The organism is Allobosea sp. 2RAB26 (assembly GCF_052115465.1).
In the GTDB taxonomy this organism is placed as follows: Bacteria; Pseudomonadota; Alphaproteobacteria; order Rhizobiales; family Beijerinckiaceae; genus Allobosea.
The window spans coordinates 1-17,196 of sequence record NZ_JBFRGS010000035.1 but is presented as its reverse complement, the minus strand read 5'-3'; the positions used below and the strand labels follow the sequence as shown (position 1 = coordinate 17,196).

Sequence of the window (17,196 nt, the reverse complement as noted above, 5' to 3'; positions counted from 1 at the left end):
CTCACATGCGCGACAAGGTGAACGGCGGCCTGACAGGCCCGTGGACATGAAGCCTCGGGAAGGCCGCAACACCGCTCAGCGTTTCCAGGTCCAGATCACAGTCAAAATGCCGGTTGATGTCGTCCAGAACCCGCTGCATCCGGGCTTGATCGTTTTGAAGCGTCGCCGTCATCGTCCGCCCTCCATGGCGGCACCACTTAGTCGCTCATAGCCATAACGTGCTCGACCGATCTTGCGGTTTTGTCTCAGGGTCGCAGAACACCGCCAAGGACCGTTTGCGGGCACGCCCAATCAATGGACGAGCAGCGAAAGGGCGCCGCGGCGTTGCCTCCCAGAACAGGTCAGGCGGCTTGTTGCCCCTGCCAAGAGCGGCACAAGCAGCGCGACCTTCGCCGCTTCAGCGCCTGCGCGAGCAAGGACCACGTCAGGCTGCCATTGCTCACACGCCTCGTGTCTTCCCGCCAGGCGATGTCGGCCGCGAACCAGTCGAGATATCGTTTCGAGAAGCGGCGCTGGATGCCGGTACAGGCCCGCCGGATGCGGGTGAAGAAGCGGAAGCGGGGTGGTCGGTCGCTTTGGTCGGCGACGATGACCGCCCAGATGTCGGCGGCGGCATCGTGGAAATCCTGGATCATCGGACCGGAAATTCGTATCCGGTGCGATGATCTAATCCCCGTGTGCCTGCATCGGCTTTCCCGAAACCCGCAATCCACCTTTCCGGCCGATGCGTCAGGAGGCAGCCACATTGCCTCCACGCAAGCCGGCTATTGGAGATTCGTATTGCGATTCGTACGCCCTGCCTGCAATTTTGAAAGCAAAGAGGATTGACATGGTAAAAGTGACAAGAATTACCATGACCGCCTGTGCCTTTAGTGCCTTTCTGGCAACAGCTGGCTTCGTTCAGACTGCGTTTTCCCAAACACAAGCCGAGGCCAATTCTGTCTCACCCTTGGCTACTGGCTTGACCGATGGCGGGGCCGCCGAAGCCCAAGTCGTCGAAGCTACCCGCGCCGGCGATGTCCTTACGATCAAGCTTCGCTTCAAGCCAATCGCCACGAACAAGCTGGAACGACTCTATGATTCGATCAGCAAGGATGCTTATGAAAACAGCTTCTATGTTCTTGCCGGCAAGAAGAAATACCTGCTCCTGACAGATAGCAACGACAAGCCGCTGACAAATCCTAACCTGGTCATCAAGGCCAACAAGGATTCTCCGATCGCGGGCTCATGGCATGGCAGGTTCCCTGCTCCACCGAAGGACGTCACGGACGTGTCGTTGACGATCCCGGGGGTCGAGACGCTCGACGCGATCAAAATCACCGACCGATAGCCATGGCGGGTGCGACCAAGTCTTCCCTCGCGATCGTCGTGTTTCTGGGAGTGGCAAGTAGCTCGTTTGCGCAAGAGCCACCTTACCATCGCGAAATACGCGATCTCAAAGCCACGGTTCTGGATCTCAAGGCCACGGCTCTGGATCTGAAGGGACTCCCCTCCGACTTGAACAGCGCGGTATCTGATCTGTCGGCGAAAGCCGGCGGACTTGCCGCCCGGCACGGTGGTCTTTCCGTGCGACACGATGCGACGACCGTCAGGCTGTCGATGACGGGCGATATCCTGTTCGATTTCGACAGGGCCGACATCAGGTCGGCTGCCGAACCGACACTCACCGATATCGCGCGTCTCGTCGCATCTGTCCCCGCTGGCACGATCGTCATCGAGGGGCATACGGATTCAAAAGGGTCTGCTCGGTATAATCAGGAACTGTCCCTTCGGCGGGCTCAGGTCGTCGCGCAATGGCTTGTGAGACACGGAGCAGATAAAGCGCGGCTTTCGGTCAAAGCGCTCGGCGATACGCGTCCGATCGAACCCAATACGCTTAAGACCGGAGCGGATAATCCCGAAGGGCGTGCCCTGAACCGACGCGTCGAGTTCGTTATGCCCAAGCAGTAGAAGCGGTTGTCTGCGGGCCGACGGCAACGCGTCGGCCCGCTCCCGGCCTCAGGCAAAACGGCCGGATGGCCTGGCGCTCAGAAACCTCCGCCCCGCAGCGACATTCCGAGCGCCTGCTAGAGCAGCGGCCCGAAAAGTGGATTGCGGTTTCCGGGAAATCCGATGCAAAGACAAAGGGTTAGATCATCGGATCTGGATACGATATCCGGTCCGATGATCTGATCAGGCGACCACAATTGGATATTGGAGCCTTGCCCGGACGCTGACATCCGAGATCGGATGGGGTGACATCAGCTCCCGACGCTTGCCGGACGCTACGGACGTCCGCTTTGGGAAACACCGGAGGCTGCCAAGGCAGATTAGGCGCCCGGAGCCGCAGCATGGCCCCGGACGCCGGGATCAGAAGGTCAACCCGCAGGCTTGACGGATGGCGATCTGAACTGGCGAGGGAGGCAAGGACGGATCAAACTCGCCCCGTGGCAACAGCGGCGGCTGCGCCATGAATCGCGGATGCTGGCCGCAATGGGGTTGCGCTGCATGGACCAGGAACGGGTGGCATAAATAGACCGTGCCCGCCGCTCCGGTTGCGACTTCGACCGCACAATCTGCAGTCGAGGCGTAGCCGTTCGCGGAGAGCTGCCGGAGTGTGGTTCCCGCCTCGCCGTAGGGCAGAAGCTCCCGCGCAATCACGGCATGCGAGCCCCGGCGAATTCTCGTAGGAGCATCGTCGGGCCCGACATCCGATAGCAGGAAGAGCATGAGCAGGGCTCGTCCGCTGCTCCTTACATTGGCTCGCCATTCCATGAAATCCGGATTGTCCAGGCCAAAGCTCACATCCACATGCCAGCCGTCGTCCCCTGGCGCTTGCGCCGAGGGGAACCGGATCGGAAAGGTCCCAAGCCCCCTGGGGGCGATCCAACGCTCTACGCCGACGAGTTGATCGAAGGCCTTGTGCAGGGGCGGCGTATTGGCCGCCTGGATGAAAGCAGGCGAGGATTTCGAGCTCACCCGGATGACCGGTCGCGTCCAGCCTTCCGGCTTGCTGGGCGATAAGCCGATATCTGCCCACAATTCATCCCTGCATCGCCTTGCAAGATCGGCACTGAAGGCGTTCTCGATTTTGACGAATCCGTCGTCGATGAAGCTCTGGACCTGACGGGATGTCAGGCCAATCTGCGCATTATTGGGCATTGCACGTTTCTCCGCTCGGCTGCCGCATCAGCGAAGCCGTTTTGATCTGATCTGATCGGCGCGAAGGCGCCGGACGGCTTGAGGCCGTTCAGATCAGGGGAAAGAACGTGGAGGCGAACATCATGACGAGCCCCCCTACCACGGCAACAAGGGCAGCCTCAAGGTCACCATTGCCTGGCTCTTCCCCGTCAAGGCGCCAAGAGGCAACTCCGGGTCATCGCCCGGAAGCGGTCGCTCCGGATCAAACTGCTCAAGACCCGGTCTCGAGCCGTTGCGGGATTCCCGACGGCCGTCTCGACAGGCTAGTCAGTGCTCGCCTCGACCGGCCATCGTGATAGGGAGGAGGCTATGGCCTTCACCCTCCACTGCTTTGCCGACATCCCCACCTCCGACTGGCTGGTTCTGCTGAACCATCCTGACGTCACGCGTCACATGCCGCTCGCCGATGGCAAGTGGACTGAAGCATCTGCCCTCGACTGGGCCAAGGGCAAGGACGCCCAGTGGCAACACAACGGCTACGGTCCATGGTCCATCCTCATTGACGGTCGCTTTGCGGGCTGGGGTGGCTTTCAGAAAGAGGCAGATGGCGCTGACCTCGCCCTCGTTCTCCTACCCAGGTTCTGGGGGCATGGCGCCGAGCTGTTTCACGGCTTCATGACGCGTCGGGTCGACCTTGGCATCGGCAATGTCAGCATCCTGCTGCCGCCGAGCAGGTCGCGGGTGAAGGGCCTTGCCCGACTTGGTTTCATTGCCGACGGTGAGTTGGACTACCAAGGCCAACGCTTCTTGAAGTTCCGGACGACCGCGTGAACGGTCGACCATCCACAGGTCGTGGTTGCCGCGGACGTGGAGCACCTGCGCCGCCCTGATTGCTCGCCTGCGCGGTTTTCTCGTGGGCGCTTCCAGGCGAAGTATCGCTATGGTTTTCCCCGGCTCTATCTGGCCTTCCAATGTGATTTGGGTTCCGGCTTCAAAGGCAAAGAGCCAAGAAGCTTTGGGATCTGCGTCGCTCGGACCCCAGCACCTCGCGTCTCTCCCTGGATCATGACTGATGAGGTCAGAGCCGGCGCCCCTTCATCCGGCAGAGCCCATTCCCTGCGGGGTCCGTATCGCCCCGTTGCGGACCTTTCGGCGACGGGGCATGAAGTAACTTTGGAGGTATCAGGACGTGGAAATGACCGATGTCCAAGAGCGAGCGCAGCAGATATTGCGTGCTGAAGCGGCGGCCATCGCGGCCGTAGAGGTTAATTCGGCTTTCGATGCTGCGATTGAGGCCATAGAAGCCTGTCGCGGCAAGGTGATCGTCACCGGCATGGGGAAAGCCGGCTTTTCTGCCAATCGTTTTGCAGCCGCCCTCTGTTCGACCGGGACGCCAGCGGTCTTTGTGCACCCAGGCGAGGCCGCGCACGGCGACCTGGGCGTCTCGGCCCAGGGGATTGCCTGTTCGCATTCTCCACGTCAGGCAAAACGCGCGAAGTGGTCGAGATGGTCGAACTGTCCCGGCATCTGGGGCCCCACAAGGTCATCGCCGTTACCTCGCATCCCCAGTCCGATCTTCGTCTTGTGAGCGATATCATCATCGACATGGGACAGATCGCGGAACCCTGTTCCTTGGGACTGACCCCGACCGCGAGCATTGCCGTCATGTCGGCAATCGCCGATGCCCTGGCGTTGATCGTCATGGAGCGGCGTGGCTTTACGCGAAAGGACTATGGCCTCCGGCACCATGGGGGTTACCTTGGTGCCAAGGCGCGTTTGGACAACGTCTGAGAGCTCGCCCCGAAACGCGCCCTCGTCAGGTGTTCCGGGTGCGACGCGGTCGATGACCTGCCTTTTCCCCGCCGCGCCGGCTTCGTTTCCGTCCGCCGTTGACGGTCAACCGTCCACGGCTCCCCCTTTGCCGGCGGTTTGCGGGACGAGGCGGCGCCCGCACGCGCACGTTCCGGGCCGGGCTCCGCTCATGGTTCCGCCGTGCCTACCCGCCCGAGCGCAGCGTCAGCCTCGACCACGGGATCGTTGAAGGTCCAGCGGGGGATCGTGCGCATGCGGTCGAGGCCGGCGAAGACGGCCGCAAAGCCGCCATCCGGCGAAACCTCGCGGAGCGCGGCATCGAAAGCCTGGCCGAACCCGTTGAAGCCGTCGGCCTCCACTTCGCAGAGATGAATCTGGTTCCAGTCGATTCGCAGCGCCGGGTCACGGTAGAGCACGGCCGCCGTCTCCATGGTCCGGAACGTCCCGATCCTGTTCGCCTGGACGAGCTTCGCGGCAGCCGGCCCGATATAGTTCCGCATGATCTCACGGTATTCGCCGAGAGAGGGAGCGCGCACCTCGATATATTCTAGCGACACCTGCCGCTCGGGCCGATCGGCTGAGCCCTGCCAGTTTCGCGGCAGGACGAAGGCCGCGGGGGTGGTCAGGAGAATCTCCGCGCGCAGCACCTGGATCTGCGGCGGTTGCTGTTTGACCACGAGCTCGTGAATGGCGTCGGCAGGAACGATGTCTTGGAAGTAGCTCAGTTCGAGATGGCTCCAGACAGCCGCTTCCGAAGCGTTCCGAAAGACGGAGCGGTGCCGATACAGCGCCTGCCCGAGGCACGTTTCCCCGAAGCGCGCCCAGTCGACGACGCGGTCCTCGAGCTCGGCTTCCGCTCCGGGATCCGCCTGGATCGTCCGGGCAAGCACCACGAGGCGGTCGCCGGGCTCGATCCGGGCCAGTTGCGACCCGTCAAGGGCATGGACACTCTCAGCCATTGGACGCCTCGGATCGCTCGTCTCGTCGCATCTGTCCCCGCTGGAACGATCGTCATCGAGGGGCATGCGCATCAAAGGGGTCGGCTCTATCGAGCCCTGAATCGAGCGTTGCTGCGACGATTTCGGCCGGGCCTCGTCCGGCCCGGCCAGCCGACCTGGGGCCGTGTTCAGTTGCCCGACGGCAGCGGGATGCTGATACCCTCCTTCGACAGGATGTCGCGGACGCTCTGGAATCTCTGATAGTCGGAGAGCGTCATCGGCCCGGTATAGCTCTCGCTCTGCAGCTTGCGCGGCGGATACTGCACATAGGTCTTCATCAGCTTGTTGATGGCCTCGGAGATGGTCACCATCGTCCAGGTGCGCTCGGTGTAGTTGTTCATGAAGATGTCGTAGCGCTCCTGGGGATCCTGCCAGAGGTCGAAGACCTGCGGGACGGTGGCGACATATTTCTCCGCGCCCTTCCAGCCGAGATTGCTGTCCACCGCCAGACCACCGGTCGGGGCGCCGTTGTCGCCGCGCAGGTTGAAGACGGCCTTGTAGTTGCCGATGCGTGCCGCGCCCGGAGAGAGCTCGTTCTCGGTGAAGTAGAACCACTCGTTCCGTGGCGAAGGGCCGGTCCCGAACAGCACCGGCGACAGGTCGTAGCTGTCGAAGATGATCGGCTGGTTGGCGCGATCCTGGGTCGGCAACCGCACCCCGCCGACGGAAGCGAATGTCGCCATCAGATCGAGACCGCCAGTCACCTCGTGGTTCTTGGAGTTGGGAGCGATCTTGCCCGGCATCCAGGCGATGGCGGGAACGCGGTTGCCGCCTTCGCGAACCGTGCCCTTGGTGCCGCGGAACGGGGTATAGCCGGCATCGGGATAGACGTCCTGCCAGGCGCCATTGTCGGTGGTGTAGAAGACCAGCGTGTTGTTGGCGCGGCCGGAGCTGCGGACCTTGTCCATGATCCGCCCGATCCGCGCGTCGAGCTCGACGACGGAATCCGCGTATTTGCTCTTCGACATCGACTTATGGATGTAGTCGGGATGCGGCATGTTGGGCTGGTGCACCTTCATGAAGTTGATGCTCATGAAGATCGGCTCGGGCGAATTCGCGTTGCGGTCGAGATAGTCGAGCGCCGCCTTCTCGACATAGCCGTCGAAGAACGGGATGCCGACCACGCCTTCGGCGCCATTGATCACCGGCGTGTCGACATATTGGCCGTTGATCTTGAACTCCTCGCGCGCCGGCTGCCCGGCATTGCCCGACAGGGCTCCCTTCGTCACCCGCTGGAACATCGCCCGAAGCTCGGGTGACATATCCGGGAACCAGGTCGGGTCTGCGTAGGTGTAGGCGTTGAGATGATAGAGGCCGCAATATTTCATCTCGTCGTAGCCCTGGGCATTGGGCAGTGCGTAATCGGCCTCTCCCAGGTGCCATTTGCCGGTGAAAAAGGTCTTGTAGCCACCGGTCTTGAGCACCGAGGCCAGCGTCCACTCGGCTGCCGGCAAGCCGCCGCCCTGGCCCTGGAAGGCCACGGTCGTCATGCCGCTCCGGTTCGGGATGCGGCCCGTCTGCATGGCGGCGCGGCCGGGCGTGCAGCTTGGCTGCGCGTAGAAGGAGAAGAACGTCATTCCCTCCGCCGCCAGCTTGTCGATATTGGGGGTGGGCATGCCGCGGCCGATGCCGCCGCCATAGGGGCCAAGATCGCCATAGCCGGTGTCGTCCGACACGATCATGATGATGTTCGGTCGCTGTTGCGTCGCCGGCGCCGGGGCTGGTTGCGTCTGGGCCGCCGCCATCCCGCTGAAGGCGAGCGATGTGAGTGCGGTCGCTCCGAACAGCGCCGCGCTGTAGCGCTCGCGCCAGGCTCCGAACCGCTCCAGCGCCCTGGCCGTGGAACAGTCTCTTTCATCAAGCTGCAAGCAATCAGGCATGACCTCACTCCTCAGGCTGCTTTGGATCGGACGGTGGTCTCCAGACGCATCGAAAACCGACATGGCTGGTCGAGGTGTCGACCGGCTCGGCATGGCGCGCGGCCGGGCGATAGCGGCGGCAATAGTTGGGGGCGCATAGGTGCGAGCCGCCCTTGATCACCTTGCGTGGAATCCTGATCTCCGGTTGTCCGGGATCATAGCTTGCCGCCTCCCGCCCGCCCCGCGGGTTCACCGGGATGCAGCAGGCTTTCGCCGCGTCGGCCTCGTGCCGCGCCGAGTACCAGTCCTCAGTCCATTCCCAGACATTGCCGATCATGTCGTGGAGGCCATAGCCGTTGGGCGGAAAGGCGGTGACCGGCGAGGTGCGCTGGAAACCGTCCTGGTTGCTGTTCTCGTGCGGGAAGTTGCCCTGCCAGGTGTTCGCCAGATGCCGGTTGCCGGGCGTGAGCTCCTCCCCCCAGGCATATTCGGCGCCGTCGAGCCCGCCCCGCGCTGCGAATTCCCATTCCGCCTCGCTCGGCAGGGCCTTGCCGGCCCAGCGCGCATAGGCGAGCGCATCGGCGAACGTCACATGAACGACCGGATGGTTGTCGAGGGCGTTGATATTGCTCCCGGGGCCGTAGGGGCGACGCCAGTTCGCGCCCTTGGTGAGGTTCCACCATTGGCTCCAGTCGCGCAGGTCGACCGGCCTCGTCGGCGGCGCAAAGACCAGCGAGCCGGCATAGAGCATATGCGGCAGCGTGCCGGGATAGTCCTTGGGATCGGGCACTACTTCGGCAAAGGTGACGTGTCCCGTTGCCCTGACGAATTCCTTGAACTGCCGGTTGGTCACCGGGGTCCGGTCCATCCAGAAGCCGTCGACGGTGACGCGATGCGCTGGAGCCTCCTCGGGGTAGTGCCGGTCCGAGCCCATGCGGAAGGTGCCGCCGGGGATGGAGCTCATGCCTGGTGGCGGCGCTGTTCCTGCATCGGGGGAAACATGCGGTTGATCGCGGGGAGCCGAAGGCTGTCCGTCGACGATTTCGAGGATACGCATGGCAGGCACTCTTTGGAGAATTGGAGCAATTCTGTTCTAGAGTCAGAGAATGACAACACGAGACGATCGCGGCACTTACTTCAAGGTAATTTTTCAGAATCTAATTAAATGACAGGAGGACGACAGAGAGATGGCAAGATAAGTTATAAATCTAATCTATAATCAAAATTCGATATTACGAATTGCAATTAAATTGCAGAATAATTAATGTATTACATCCCATGTTAGAGACGTTTCTCGCGGGTGTCTACTGTGTACGAATGAACTCCGATCACGTCCCCTTGCCCAGGGGGGTTGTTGCCCGATAGCCAGAAAGGCTTGGCTGCCTTCGACCGAAATCCGCCGCCCTCGTCAGGGCTGGACGCAGGATCCATTCGATGTGGAAGGCGCCCAAGATAAAACAGCCAACCCAGCCGATTATGGATAGTCTCAACCTCACTTCCATGGGCGGCGCGAAACGGCGAACCTTTCAATGAAGGGTGAACCCGCAGGCATTGCTGCCACGCCAATCTTGAAGGAATTCCGAGATGGGTTTGCTGATAGATGGTGCCTGGCATGACCAATGGTACGACACATCGTCAACCGGCGGCCGCTTTATCCGGAAGGACAGCGCATTTCGCAACTGGGTGACGCCTGACGCCTCGGCTGGCCCAAGCGGCATTGGTGGTTTTGCCGCGGAGCCTGATCGCTATCACCTCTACGTAAGCCTGGCGTGTCCTTGGGCACACCGGACCCTGATCATGCGCGCCCTGAAGGGATTGGAAGAGCTTGTTTCGATCTCGGTCGTGCACTGGCTGATGCTCGAAAGCGGCTGGGCGTTCCAGGCAGGCCCCGGGGTCGTTCCCGACGCGGTCAATCACGCGCAGTATCTGCATCAGGTCTACACCGCTGCCGATCCCCACTATACCGGCCGGGTCACGGTTCCTATCCTGTGGGACAAGCGGACCGGCACCATCGTCAACAACGAGTCTTCCGAGATCATTCGGATGTTGGGAACGGCGTTCGACCATCTCGGCGCATTGTCCGGGGCCTACTATCCCGCGCCCCTGCACGAGGAGATCGATGCGATCAATGCGCGGGTCTATGACACCGTCAACAATGGTGTCTATCGCGCCGGGTTCGCGACAACCCAGGAGGCCTATGAAGAAGCGATCGGACCCTTGTTCGATACACTGGACTGGTTAGAGGAGCGGCTGAAGGCACGGCGCTATCTGCTCGGAGACGACCTGACCGAGGCAGATATCCGCCTGTTCACCACGCTCATTCGGTTCGATCCGGTCTATGTCGGACACTTCAAGTGCAACCTGCGCCGCATTGTCGATTACCCGAACCTCTGGCGTTACGCCCGTGACATCTACCACCTGCCCGGCGTTGCCGGGACGGTGAATATGCAGCACATCAAAGGCCACTATTACGAGAGCCATCGCACGATCAATCCGACCGGCATCGTCCCCCTTGGCCCAGAGATAAGCTACTGAAAGAGGACGAAAAGCCCCGGCAACCGCGCAAGCAGTTCATCGTGCCCAAGGTTCTGGTTCTTGATTGCTCTTCCCGTGGCCATGTCGAAACGCTGGCCTACGCCGAGGCCGGCCCCTCAGCAGCGGCCTCGGCAGGCAGTCATCTACGTCGCGTCATGTCCCGCCCCATGTGCGGCAGAGAAGCGCGGCTGTCGTAACGAAATTTGGGGGGACGCCCCGCGCGCCCGGACGAGCGCGCGGGAGAGGCAAACGAGCGTTCAGCGGTAGTCGCGGTAGTCGTACGCCGGGGCATAATAGCGCCTGCCGTAGACCGGCGCGGCATAGACCGGCGCGGCATAGTAGCCATTGTCGTAGTAGTAGGGATCAGCATAGGCGCGGCGGTTCGCGGCGATCGCTGCGGCACCCAGAATTCCGAGGCCAACGGCGCCGGCCACGGCTGCGCCACGGCCGCCGCCATACCAGCCGCCGCGGTAGCCACGATAGCCACCGCGATAGCCGCGGTAACGATATTGCGAATATTCCGCCGCTGCCTTGTTGAGCCGCGAGGCATCCACGACCGGACGCGCTTGCCCAGCGAAGGCCGGCACGGCCGAGCCCGCCGTGACCACGCTCGCGGAAGCCAGCGCAACGATGGCGGTTTTCCTGAGGGACATCATGATCGAATCTCCTTTTATCGGGCTCTCCTCCTCCCGAAGCTGAGGACAGGTTCGCGCCGCCCGGTTGAATGGCGGGTGAACCAATCGCGGCTGGATTGCGGCAGAGCGCAAAGCCATCTGCCTCGCGCGCGTGTCGCCGGACAGCCGCCGTGAAGGGAAGCGATCAACACTTCCGAAGCTGCACCTGTTGATCAACGAAGGGCGCAGCCGGTTGTTCCGGCTCGCCGTCATGTCTCCGAGAGCGGAAGCCCGCATGCCCGCTTCGCGCAGGTGACGATCGCGGACTCGATCACGGCCGACCATCACGGCCGACCATCACGCCATCGGCCTCCGCGTGGATCAGCGCGGTCGTCTGCTTGCTGTCGCGGATATTGAGCGTCGCACCCTGCTTGGCCATGAGACCCTTGAAGCGCTCGCTGGAGGCCGCCTATACCGTCTCCATGACAGCCAGCAACCGCATCGTCCTCTCCAGCGACCACGCCGCCATTCCGCTCCGGCAGGCCATCGCCGCTCATATCGCGGCGCATGGCTGGGTCGCGGTCGATATCGGACCGACGACGCCGGAGAGCACACCCTATCCCAGGCATGGCGAAGCGGCGGCACGGCTCGTCGCCTCCGGCGATTGCCGGTTCGGCATCATCCTGTGCGGCACCGGCCAGGGCATCATGATGGCGGCGAACAAGGTCAAGGGCATCCGTTGCGGCGTCTGCGCCGACACGTTCTCAGCCCGCATGATCCGCCAGCATAACGATGCCAACATGCTGTCGATCGGCGTGCGCGTGGTCGGCGAAGGGCTGGCGCTCGATATCGTGGATGCGTTCCTCTCCGCCCAGTTCGAAGGCGGCCGGCATGCGGCGCGGGTCGAGATGATCGGGGCGCTGGAGGGCTAGCGCCCGCGCGCGCCTCAAGCCGATGCGGCCACCGTCCTGAACAGGGTCTCGTCACCCGCATCCGCGCGAAAACATTTCGCTGGCAAAGCGTCCCGCATGCTGTAAAGCGCGCGGCGCGACCCTTGATGCCTCCGGGGTTCGACGGCCACGGAGTGAGCCATGCGCATCGGCGTCATCGCGGACATACACGGCAATCTGCTGGCTCTCGAAGCGGTGCTGGACCGTCTTCGCCACGCCGCGCCCGATATCATCGTCAATCTCGGCGATTGCGCGTCGGGGCCGTTATGGCCGGCGGAGACGGTCGCGCGTCTCAGGGCGGCCGAGATGCTGCACGTCCGCGGCAATCATGACCGCGCCCTGGGAGCAGCCTCGCCCGACGGGCTCGGTCGCTCCGACCGCTTCGCCTGGGACAGGCTCGACGCGGCCGATCGCGCCTGGTTGTCGACGCTGCCGCAAGAGCAGTTCGCCGCCGGAGCGCAATGCGTCCATGCCTCGCCGGGCGATGATGAAGCCTATCTGATGGAAGCCGTCGCGGGGGGCCGCCTCCTTCCCGACACGGCCGCCGCCGTCGAGACCCGGCTGGCCGCCACAACAGCTCCGCTCCTGCTCTGCGGGCACAGCCACCTGCCGCGGGTCCTGCGGTTGTCCAATGGGATGGTCGTCGTCAACCCCGGCAGTGTCGGGAACCCGGCCTATGAGGACGAGACGCCGCCTGCCCATGTCTCCGAGAGCGGAAGCCCGCATGCCCGCTTCGCGCTGGTGACGATCGCGGACACGATCACGGTCGAACATCACGCCATCGCCTATGACTGGGACGCAGCCGCGGCACGCGCGCGGCAGAATGGGCGCGACGACTGGGCCCATGCCCTGGCGACAGGCAGCGTGCGCCGGTGAGCCTCGGGATCTTCCTCACCGTGCTCGCCGCAGCGGCGATGCATGCGGGCTGGAACGCCTTCGTGAAGGTGAAGCTCGAACCGCTCCACGCCATGGCGATGATCTCGCTCGCGTCCGGGCTTATCGCCCTCCCCGTCCTGCTGGTCACGGGCTGGCCGAAGCCTGAGGCCTGGCCCTGGCTCCTCGCCTCGCTGATCCTGCATCTCGGCTACTATATCGGCCTGTCCGGAGCCTATCGGCGCGCCGATATGAGCCAGATCTATCCGATTGCACGCGGCGGAGCCCCGCTCCTGACCGCGGCGATCGCCATGGCCGTCTTCGGCGAGCGCCTCGCCGTGCCGCAGCTCGCCGCCATCGGCCTGCTCGGCACCGGCATCATGCTGATCTCGGTCCTCGGGCGCCGGCGCGGCGCTGCCTTCGATCCCGGGGCGCTCGGTTTTGCCGCGCTGACCGCCGTCATGATCAGTGGCTACACCCTGGTCGACGGGCTCGGCGCACGGGCGGCGGGTGACCCGCACGCCTATTCGGCGGCGCTATTCGTGATCAATGGCACGCCGCTGATCGCCTATATCGCCTTGCGCGGTGGACGGGACGCGCTGACCGCGATGCGGCCGTTCTGGCTGCAGGGCACGGCCGGAGGCATCCTGTCGCTCGGCGCCTACTGGATCGCGATCTGGGCGATGACGGTCGCACCGATCCCGCTTGTCGCGGCCGTCCGCGAGAGCTCCGTGCTGTTTGCCGCAGTGATTGCCTATGTCTGGCTGAAGGAGCCGCTGCAGGCATCGCGCCTGGTCGCCTGCGGCTTCATCGTCGCGGCGCTCGCGCTGATGCGGCTCGCCTAAAGTTCAGCGCGCGATCGTCGCCTCGGCCTCGACGAGGCCCTGGACCGTATCGAAGAAGCCGCGCACCAGCGGAATGCGCCGGCGCTCCGCCCGGCAGGCCGCATATTCGCCGACCGCGAAATCGGCGCCGGTGATGACCAGCCGCTTCAGCGCGGGATCGGGCCGGAACTCCGCCTCGAAGATCACCCCGATGCCGAAGCCGGCGGCGACGGCCTCCCGCACCGCCTCGCGCGACTGGACCTCGAGCAGGTTCGCCGGCTTGATTCCCGCCTCGGACAGGCGAGCCTCGAAGGTCTCGCGCGTGATCGAGCCGCGTTCTCTCAAGACGATGTCCTGGCCCGCGAAGGCCTCGATCGGGATGCTGTCATGCTGCGCCAGGCGGTGCTCGCTGGCGATGAAGGCGACCAGCCGGTCAGCGCGCAGCTTCACCGTATGGAGGCGCGGATCCGAGCTCTGCCGCGCGGTGATCGCCACATCGGCGGCGAAATCCATGATCTGGTCGACCACTTCGGAGGAATTTCCGATCGTCAGCGAGAATGTCAGGCCGGGATAGCTTTCGCGCATCCGTGCCAGCGCGGCCATGACATGGGTGGCGCTGTCGGCGGCAATGCGCAAATGGCCGCGCTGCAGTGTCCGGCTGCCGGCAAGCAGCGATTGCGCCTCGTCCTGGGCCGAGAACAGCCGGGCCGTGATGACGAAGAGGCTCTGGCCCAGCGGGGTGAGCCTGGTCTTTCGGCCGACACGGTCGAACAGGCGCACGCCATAGGCGTCCTCGAGCGAGCGGACCTGCGCCGAGAGCGTCGGCTGACTGACATGGCGCGCCTTGGCCGCGCCGGTGAAGCTCTCGGCCTCCGCCACTGCGTGGAACGCCGACAGGCCGGAATAGCTGATCGCCATGCCATAGATCCTTTCTATGGATCGCATGGATAGGATGTATTGGAGCTATGTCAAATCTCGCCCTACCGTTTCGCCATCGGCTGCAACGACACAAGCGAGATCGACATGGCCCAAGCCCGCCGCCCCGCCGTTTCCGAGACCGGTGATCCCCTCCTCCTGACGCCCGGACCGCTGACGACCAGCAAGGCGATCAAGGAAGCCATGGTTCATGACTGGGGCTCCCGGGACGCCACCTTCGTCGGCATCAACAAGGCCGTGATGGAGGAACTGCCGAAGGTCATCCATGGCGAGGGCAGCTTCGTCACCGTGCCGATGCAGGGCTCGGGCACTTTCGCGGTCGAGGCCATGCTGACGAGCTTCGTGCCGCGCGGCGGCAAGGCGCTGGTCCTGATCAACGGCGCCTATGGCCAGCGCGCCAAGCGCATCCTCGAGATCGCCGGCCGCGACGTCGTCACCCACGAGACGGCCGAGGACATGCCGCCTGATCTTGCCGAGGTCGACCGGATGCTCGTCGCCGATGCGGCGATCAGCCATGTCTTCGTGGTCCATTGCGAAACGACGAGCGGCATCCGCAACCCGATCGAGGCGGTGGCTGCGCTGGCCAAGCGCCATGGCAGGCGCCTACTGATCGACTCGATGAGCGCCTTCGGGGCGCTGGCGCTCGACAGCCGCGAGGTCTATTTCGACGCTGTCGCCGCCTCTTCGAACAAGTGCATCCAGGGCGTGCCCGGCCTCGGCTTCGTCATCGCCCGCCGCAGCGCCCTGGCGGAGACCAAGGGCAACGCCACCACGCTCGTGCTCGACCTCCACGATCAGCACGCCGCCTTCGAGCGCACCGGGCAATACCGCTTCACCCCGCCGATCCATGTCATCGTCGCCTTCCATGCCGCCCTGCAGGAATTCTGGACCGAAGGCGGCGTCGCCGGGCGTGGCGAGCGCTATGCCGACAATGCGCGCATCCTGATCGAGGGCATGCAGGAACTCGGCTTCCGGACGCTGCTGCCGGCCCACCACCAGGCGCCGATCATCGTCACCTTCCACATGCCGCAGGACAAAAACTTCGTCTTCCAGCGCTTCTACGACACGCTGAAAGATGCCGGCTACGTGATCTATCCGGGCAAGCTGACCGTCGCCGACAGCTTCCGCATCGGCTGCATCGGCGCGCTGGGCGCGCAGGACATGAAGGCCTTCGTCGCCACGGTCTCGGACGTGCTTGCCGAGATGGGCGTCGGCCTGAAGTCGGCGGCGTGAAGGAGCAGATGATGAACATGCATTCAAAGGTCGGGTCGGATATCGTCGCGAACGGGCGGGCCTATGCCCGGCCGCAGCGTGCGACGGTCGTGATCTGCATGGACGGCTCGGAGCCGGCCTATATCGAGGCCGCCAGCGCCAAGGGCCTGACGCCCAATCTCGACCGGATCATGCGGGCCGGCACCAGCACGCATGCCTATTCAGTGATCCCGAGCTTCACCAACCCGAACAATCTCTCGATCATCACCGGCCGCCCGCCGGCGGTCCATGGCATCGCCGGCAACTTCTTCTACGACCGCGAGGCCAAGGAAGAGGTGATGATGAACGATGCCCGCTTCCTGCGGGCGCCGACCATCCTGGCCGAGTTCCAGAAGGCCGGCTTCAAGGTCGCGATGGTGACGGCCAAGGACAAGCTGCGGACCCTGCTCGGCAAGGGGCTCGATTTCACCAGCGGCACGGCGATCGCCTTCTCCTCGGAAAAGGCCGACAAGGCCAACACGGCCGAGAACGGCATCGACGGGGTGCTCGGCTTCGTCGGCATGCCGGTCCCCTCGGTCTACTCGGCCGATCTCTCCGAGTTCGTCTTCGCCGCCGGCGTCAAGCTGCTGGAGAGCTTCAAGCCGGACCTGATGTATCTCTCGACGACCGACTATGTGCAGCACAAGGCGGCGCCGGGCTCTGAAATGGCGGACGCGTTCTACGCCATGTTCGACAGCTATGTCGGCAGGCTCGATGCGCTCGGCTGCACGCTCGTCATCACCGCCGACCACGGCATGAACGACAAGCATCTGCCCAATGGCGAGCCGGACGTAGTCTATCTGCAAACACTGATGGACGAATGGTATGGCAAGGGCACGATGCGCGTGATCCTGCCGATCACCGATCCTTACGTCGTCCATCACGGCGCGCTCGGCTCCTTCGCCACGGTCTATCTGCCCGAGGGCGCCGACCAGACCGAGGTTGCGGCCCGCATCTCCGGCATCGACGGCATCGCGCTCGCGGTCACCTCGGCCGAGGCCTGCGAGCGTTTCGAGCTGCCAGCGGACCGGATCGGCGACGTGGTCGTGGTCTCGACGCGCTCGAAAGTGATCGGCACCTCGCCGGATCGGCACGACCTCTCGGGGCTGACCGAACCGCTGCGCTCGCATGGCGGCATCACCGAGCAGCGCGTGCCGATGATCGCCAACCGGCCGATCTCCGTACCGGAGGGGCGCACGCTCCGCAATTTCGACGTCTTCGACGTCGCCCTCAATCTGGTGAGCTGAGATGAACGCGAATGTGAATCCGCCCGTGCGCCGCGAGACGATGCGGATCGCCGGCAAGCTCGTCTCGACCGACGACATGGTCGAGGTCCGCAATCCCTACGACAATTCCGTCGTCGGCCTGGTGCCGGCGGCGCGGCCCGAGCATGTCCGCGAGGCCTTCGCCAAGGCGCGCGCCTT

General features: G+C 63.9%; 18 protein-coding genes and 1 pseudogene. 10 read left to right on the top strand and 9 right to left on the bottom strand.

Annotated elements, in window-relative coordinates; translation table 11 throughout:
* Position 1 precedes the first annotated feature (1 nt).
* Positions 2-172 carry a hypothetical protein gene (locus AB4118_RS32800; RefSeq protein WP_441493684.1) on the bottom strand — a complete coding sequence of 57 codons (171 nt, stop codon included), beginning with the start codon at positions 170-172 and terminating at the stop codon, positions 2-4.
* 259 nt (positions 173-431) lie between these two features.
* A pseudogene (locus AB4118_RS32795) lies at positions 432-551 on the bottom strand (IS1595 family transposase); the annotation flags it as partial.
* Positions 552-829: 278 nt separating this feature from the next.
* Between AB4118_RS32795 and AB4118_RS32790 the strand changes: the two are divergent.
* Both AB4118_RS32790 and AB4118_RS32785 read left to right on the top strand, forming a co-directional pair.
* Positions 830-1,330 (top strand): hypothetical protein, encoded by a 501-nt coding sequence (locus tag AB4118_RS32790; RefSeq protein ID WP_441493683.1) that lies wholly within the window; start codon positions 830-832, stop codon positions 1,328-1,330.
* 2 nt (positions 1,331-1,332) lie between these two features.
* Complete coding sequence (locus AB4118_RS32785; RefSeq protein WP_441493682.1) at positions 1,333-1,950, top strand: OmpA family protein; 618 nt, start codon at positions 1,333-1,335, stop codon at positions 1,948-1,950.
* A 399-nt stretch (positions 1,951-2,349) separates the two neighbouring features.
* On the opposite strand, the gene AB4118_RS32780 is transcribed toward AB4118_RS32785, so the two are convergent.
* Complete coding sequence (locus AB4118_RS32780) at positions 2,350-3,141, bottom strand: phytanoyl-CoA dioxygenase family protein (protein ID WP_441493681.1); 792 nt, start codon at positions 3,139-3,141, stop codon at positions 2,350-2,352.
* A 348-nt stretch (positions 3,142-3,489) separates the two neighbouring features.
* Between AB4118_RS32780 and AB4118_RS32775 the strand changes: the two genes are divergently transcribed.
* On the top strand, positions 3,490-3,951 hold the full coding sequence (locus AB4118_RS32775) for a GNAT family N-acetyltransferase (RefSeq protein ID WP_441493680.1): 462 nt from the start codon (positions 3,490-3,492) through the stop codon (positions 3,949-3,951).
* A gap of 247 nt (positions 3,952-4,198) precedes the next feature.
* On the opposite strand, the gene AB4118_RS32770 is transcribed toward AB4118_RS32775, so the two are convergent.
* Positions 4,199-4,549 carry a hypothetical protein gene (locus AB4118_RS32770; protein WP_441493679.1) on the bottom strand — a complete coding sequence of 117 codons (351 nt, stop codon included), beginning with the start codon at positions 4,547-4,549 and terminating at the stop codon, positions 4,199-4,201.
* A 68-nt stretch (positions 4,550-4,617) separates the two neighbouring features.
* Between AB4118_RS32770 and AB4118_RS32765 the strand changes: the two genes are divergently transcribed.
* Positions 4,618-4,911, top strand: coding sequence for a hypothetical protein (locus AB4118_RS32765; protein WP_441493678.1), 294 nt, complete (start codon positions 4,618-4,620; stop codon positions 4,909-4,911).
* 188 nt (positions 4,912-5,099) lie between these two features.
* Here the strand turns inward: AB4118_RS32765 and AB4118_RS32760 are convergent, their stop codons facing one another.
* The 3 genes from AB4118_RS32760 to AB4118_RS32750 form a co-directional block, all read right to left on the bottom strand.
* Positions 5,100-5,891 (bottom strand): hypothetical protein, encoded by a 792-nt coding sequence (locus AB4118_RS32760; protein ID WP_441493677.1) that lies wholly within the window; start codon positions 5,889-5,891, stop codon positions 5,100-5,102.
* A 167-nt stretch (positions 5,892-6,058) separates the two neighbouring features.
* Positions 6,059-7,675, bottom strand: coding sequence for an arylsulfatase (locus AB4118_RS32755; protein ID WP_441493703.1), 1,617 nt, complete (start codon positions 7,673-7,675; stop codon positions 6,059-6,061).
* Positions 7,676-7,814: 139 nt separating this feature from the next.
* Positions 7,815-8,753, bottom strand: a complete 939-nt coding sequence (locus AB4118_RS32750; protein WP_441493702.1) for a formylglycine-generating enzyme family protein — start codon at positions 8,751-8,753, stop codon at positions 7,815-7,817.
* A 620-nt stretch (positions 8,754-9,373) separates the two neighbouring features.
* On the opposite strand from AB4118_RS32750, the gene AB4118_RS32745 reads away from it, so the two are divergent.
* Positions 9,374-10,324 (top strand): glutathione S-transferase family protein, encoded by a 951-nt coding sequence (locus AB4118_RS32745; protein WP_441493676.1) that lies wholly within the window; start codon positions 9,374-9,376, stop codon positions 10,322-10,324.
* A 257-nt stretch (positions 10,325-10,581) separates the two neighbouring features.
* On the opposite strand, the gene AB4118_RS32740 is transcribed toward AB4118_RS32745, so the two are convergent.
* On the bottom strand, positions 10,582-10,980 hold the full coding sequence (locus AB4118_RS32740) for a hypothetical protein (protein ID WP_441493675.1): 399 nt from the start codon (positions 10,978-10,980) through the stop codon (positions 10,582-10,584).
* A 440-nt stretch (positions 10,981-11,420) separates the two neighbouring features.
* Between AB4118_RS32740 and rpiB the strand changes: the two genes are divergently transcribed.
* The 3 genes from rpiB to AB4118_RS32725 all read left to right on the top strand — a co-directional run bounded on the left by rpiB (position 11,421) and on the right by AB4118_RS32725 (position 13,606).
* Positions 11,421-11,870, top strand: coding sequence for a ribose 5-phosphate isomerase B (rpiB, locus tag AB4118_RS32735; protein WP_441493701.1), 450 nt, complete (start codon positions 11,421-11,423; stop codon positions 11,868-11,870).
* A gap of 159 nt (positions 11,871-12,029) precedes the next feature.
* Complete coding sequence (locus AB4118_RS32730; protein WP_441493674.1) at positions 12,030-12,764, top strand: metallophosphoesterase family protein; 735 nt, start codon at positions 12,030-12,032, stop codon at positions 12,762-12,764.
* A complete protein-coding gene (locus tag AB4118_RS32725; RefSeq protein WP_441493673.1) occupies positions 12,761-13,606 on the top strand; it encodes an EamA family transporter in 846 nt (281 codons plus the stop codon). Before AB4118_RS32730 ends, AB4118_RS32725 begins: the two co-directional genes overlap by 4 nt.
* A 3-nt stretch (positions 13,607-13,609) precedes the next feature.
* Here AB4118_RS32725 and AB4118_RS32720 read toward each other — a convergent pair whose 3' ends face one another.
* Positions 13,610-14,503, bottom strand: a complete 894-nt coding sequence (locus tag AB4118_RS32720; RefSeq protein WP_441493672.1) for a LysR substrate-binding domain-containing protein — start codon at positions 14,501-14,503, stop codon at positions 13,610-13,612.
* Positions 14,504-14,608: 105 nt separating this feature from the next.
* Here AB4118_RS32720 and AB4118_RS32715 point away from each other — a divergent pair, with 105 nt between their 5' ends.
* Both AB4118_RS32715 and phnA read left to right on the top strand, forming a co-directional pair.
* Positions 14,609-15,754, top strand: coding sequence for a 2-aminoethylphosphonate--pyruvate transaminase (locus tag AB4118_RS32715; protein ID WP_441493671.1), 1,146 nt, complete (start codon positions 14,609-14,611; stop codon positions 15,752-15,754).
* A gap of 11 nt (positions 15,755-15,765) precedes the next feature.
* Positions 15,766-17,019 carry a phosphonoacetate hydrolase gene (gene phnA, locus AB4118_RS32710; protein ID WP_441493670.1) on the top strand — a complete coding sequence of 418 codons (1,254 nt, stop codon included), beginning with the start codon at positions 15,766-15,768 and terminating at the stop codon, positions 17,017-17,019.
* Positions 17,020-17,196: the final 177 nt, after the last annotated feature.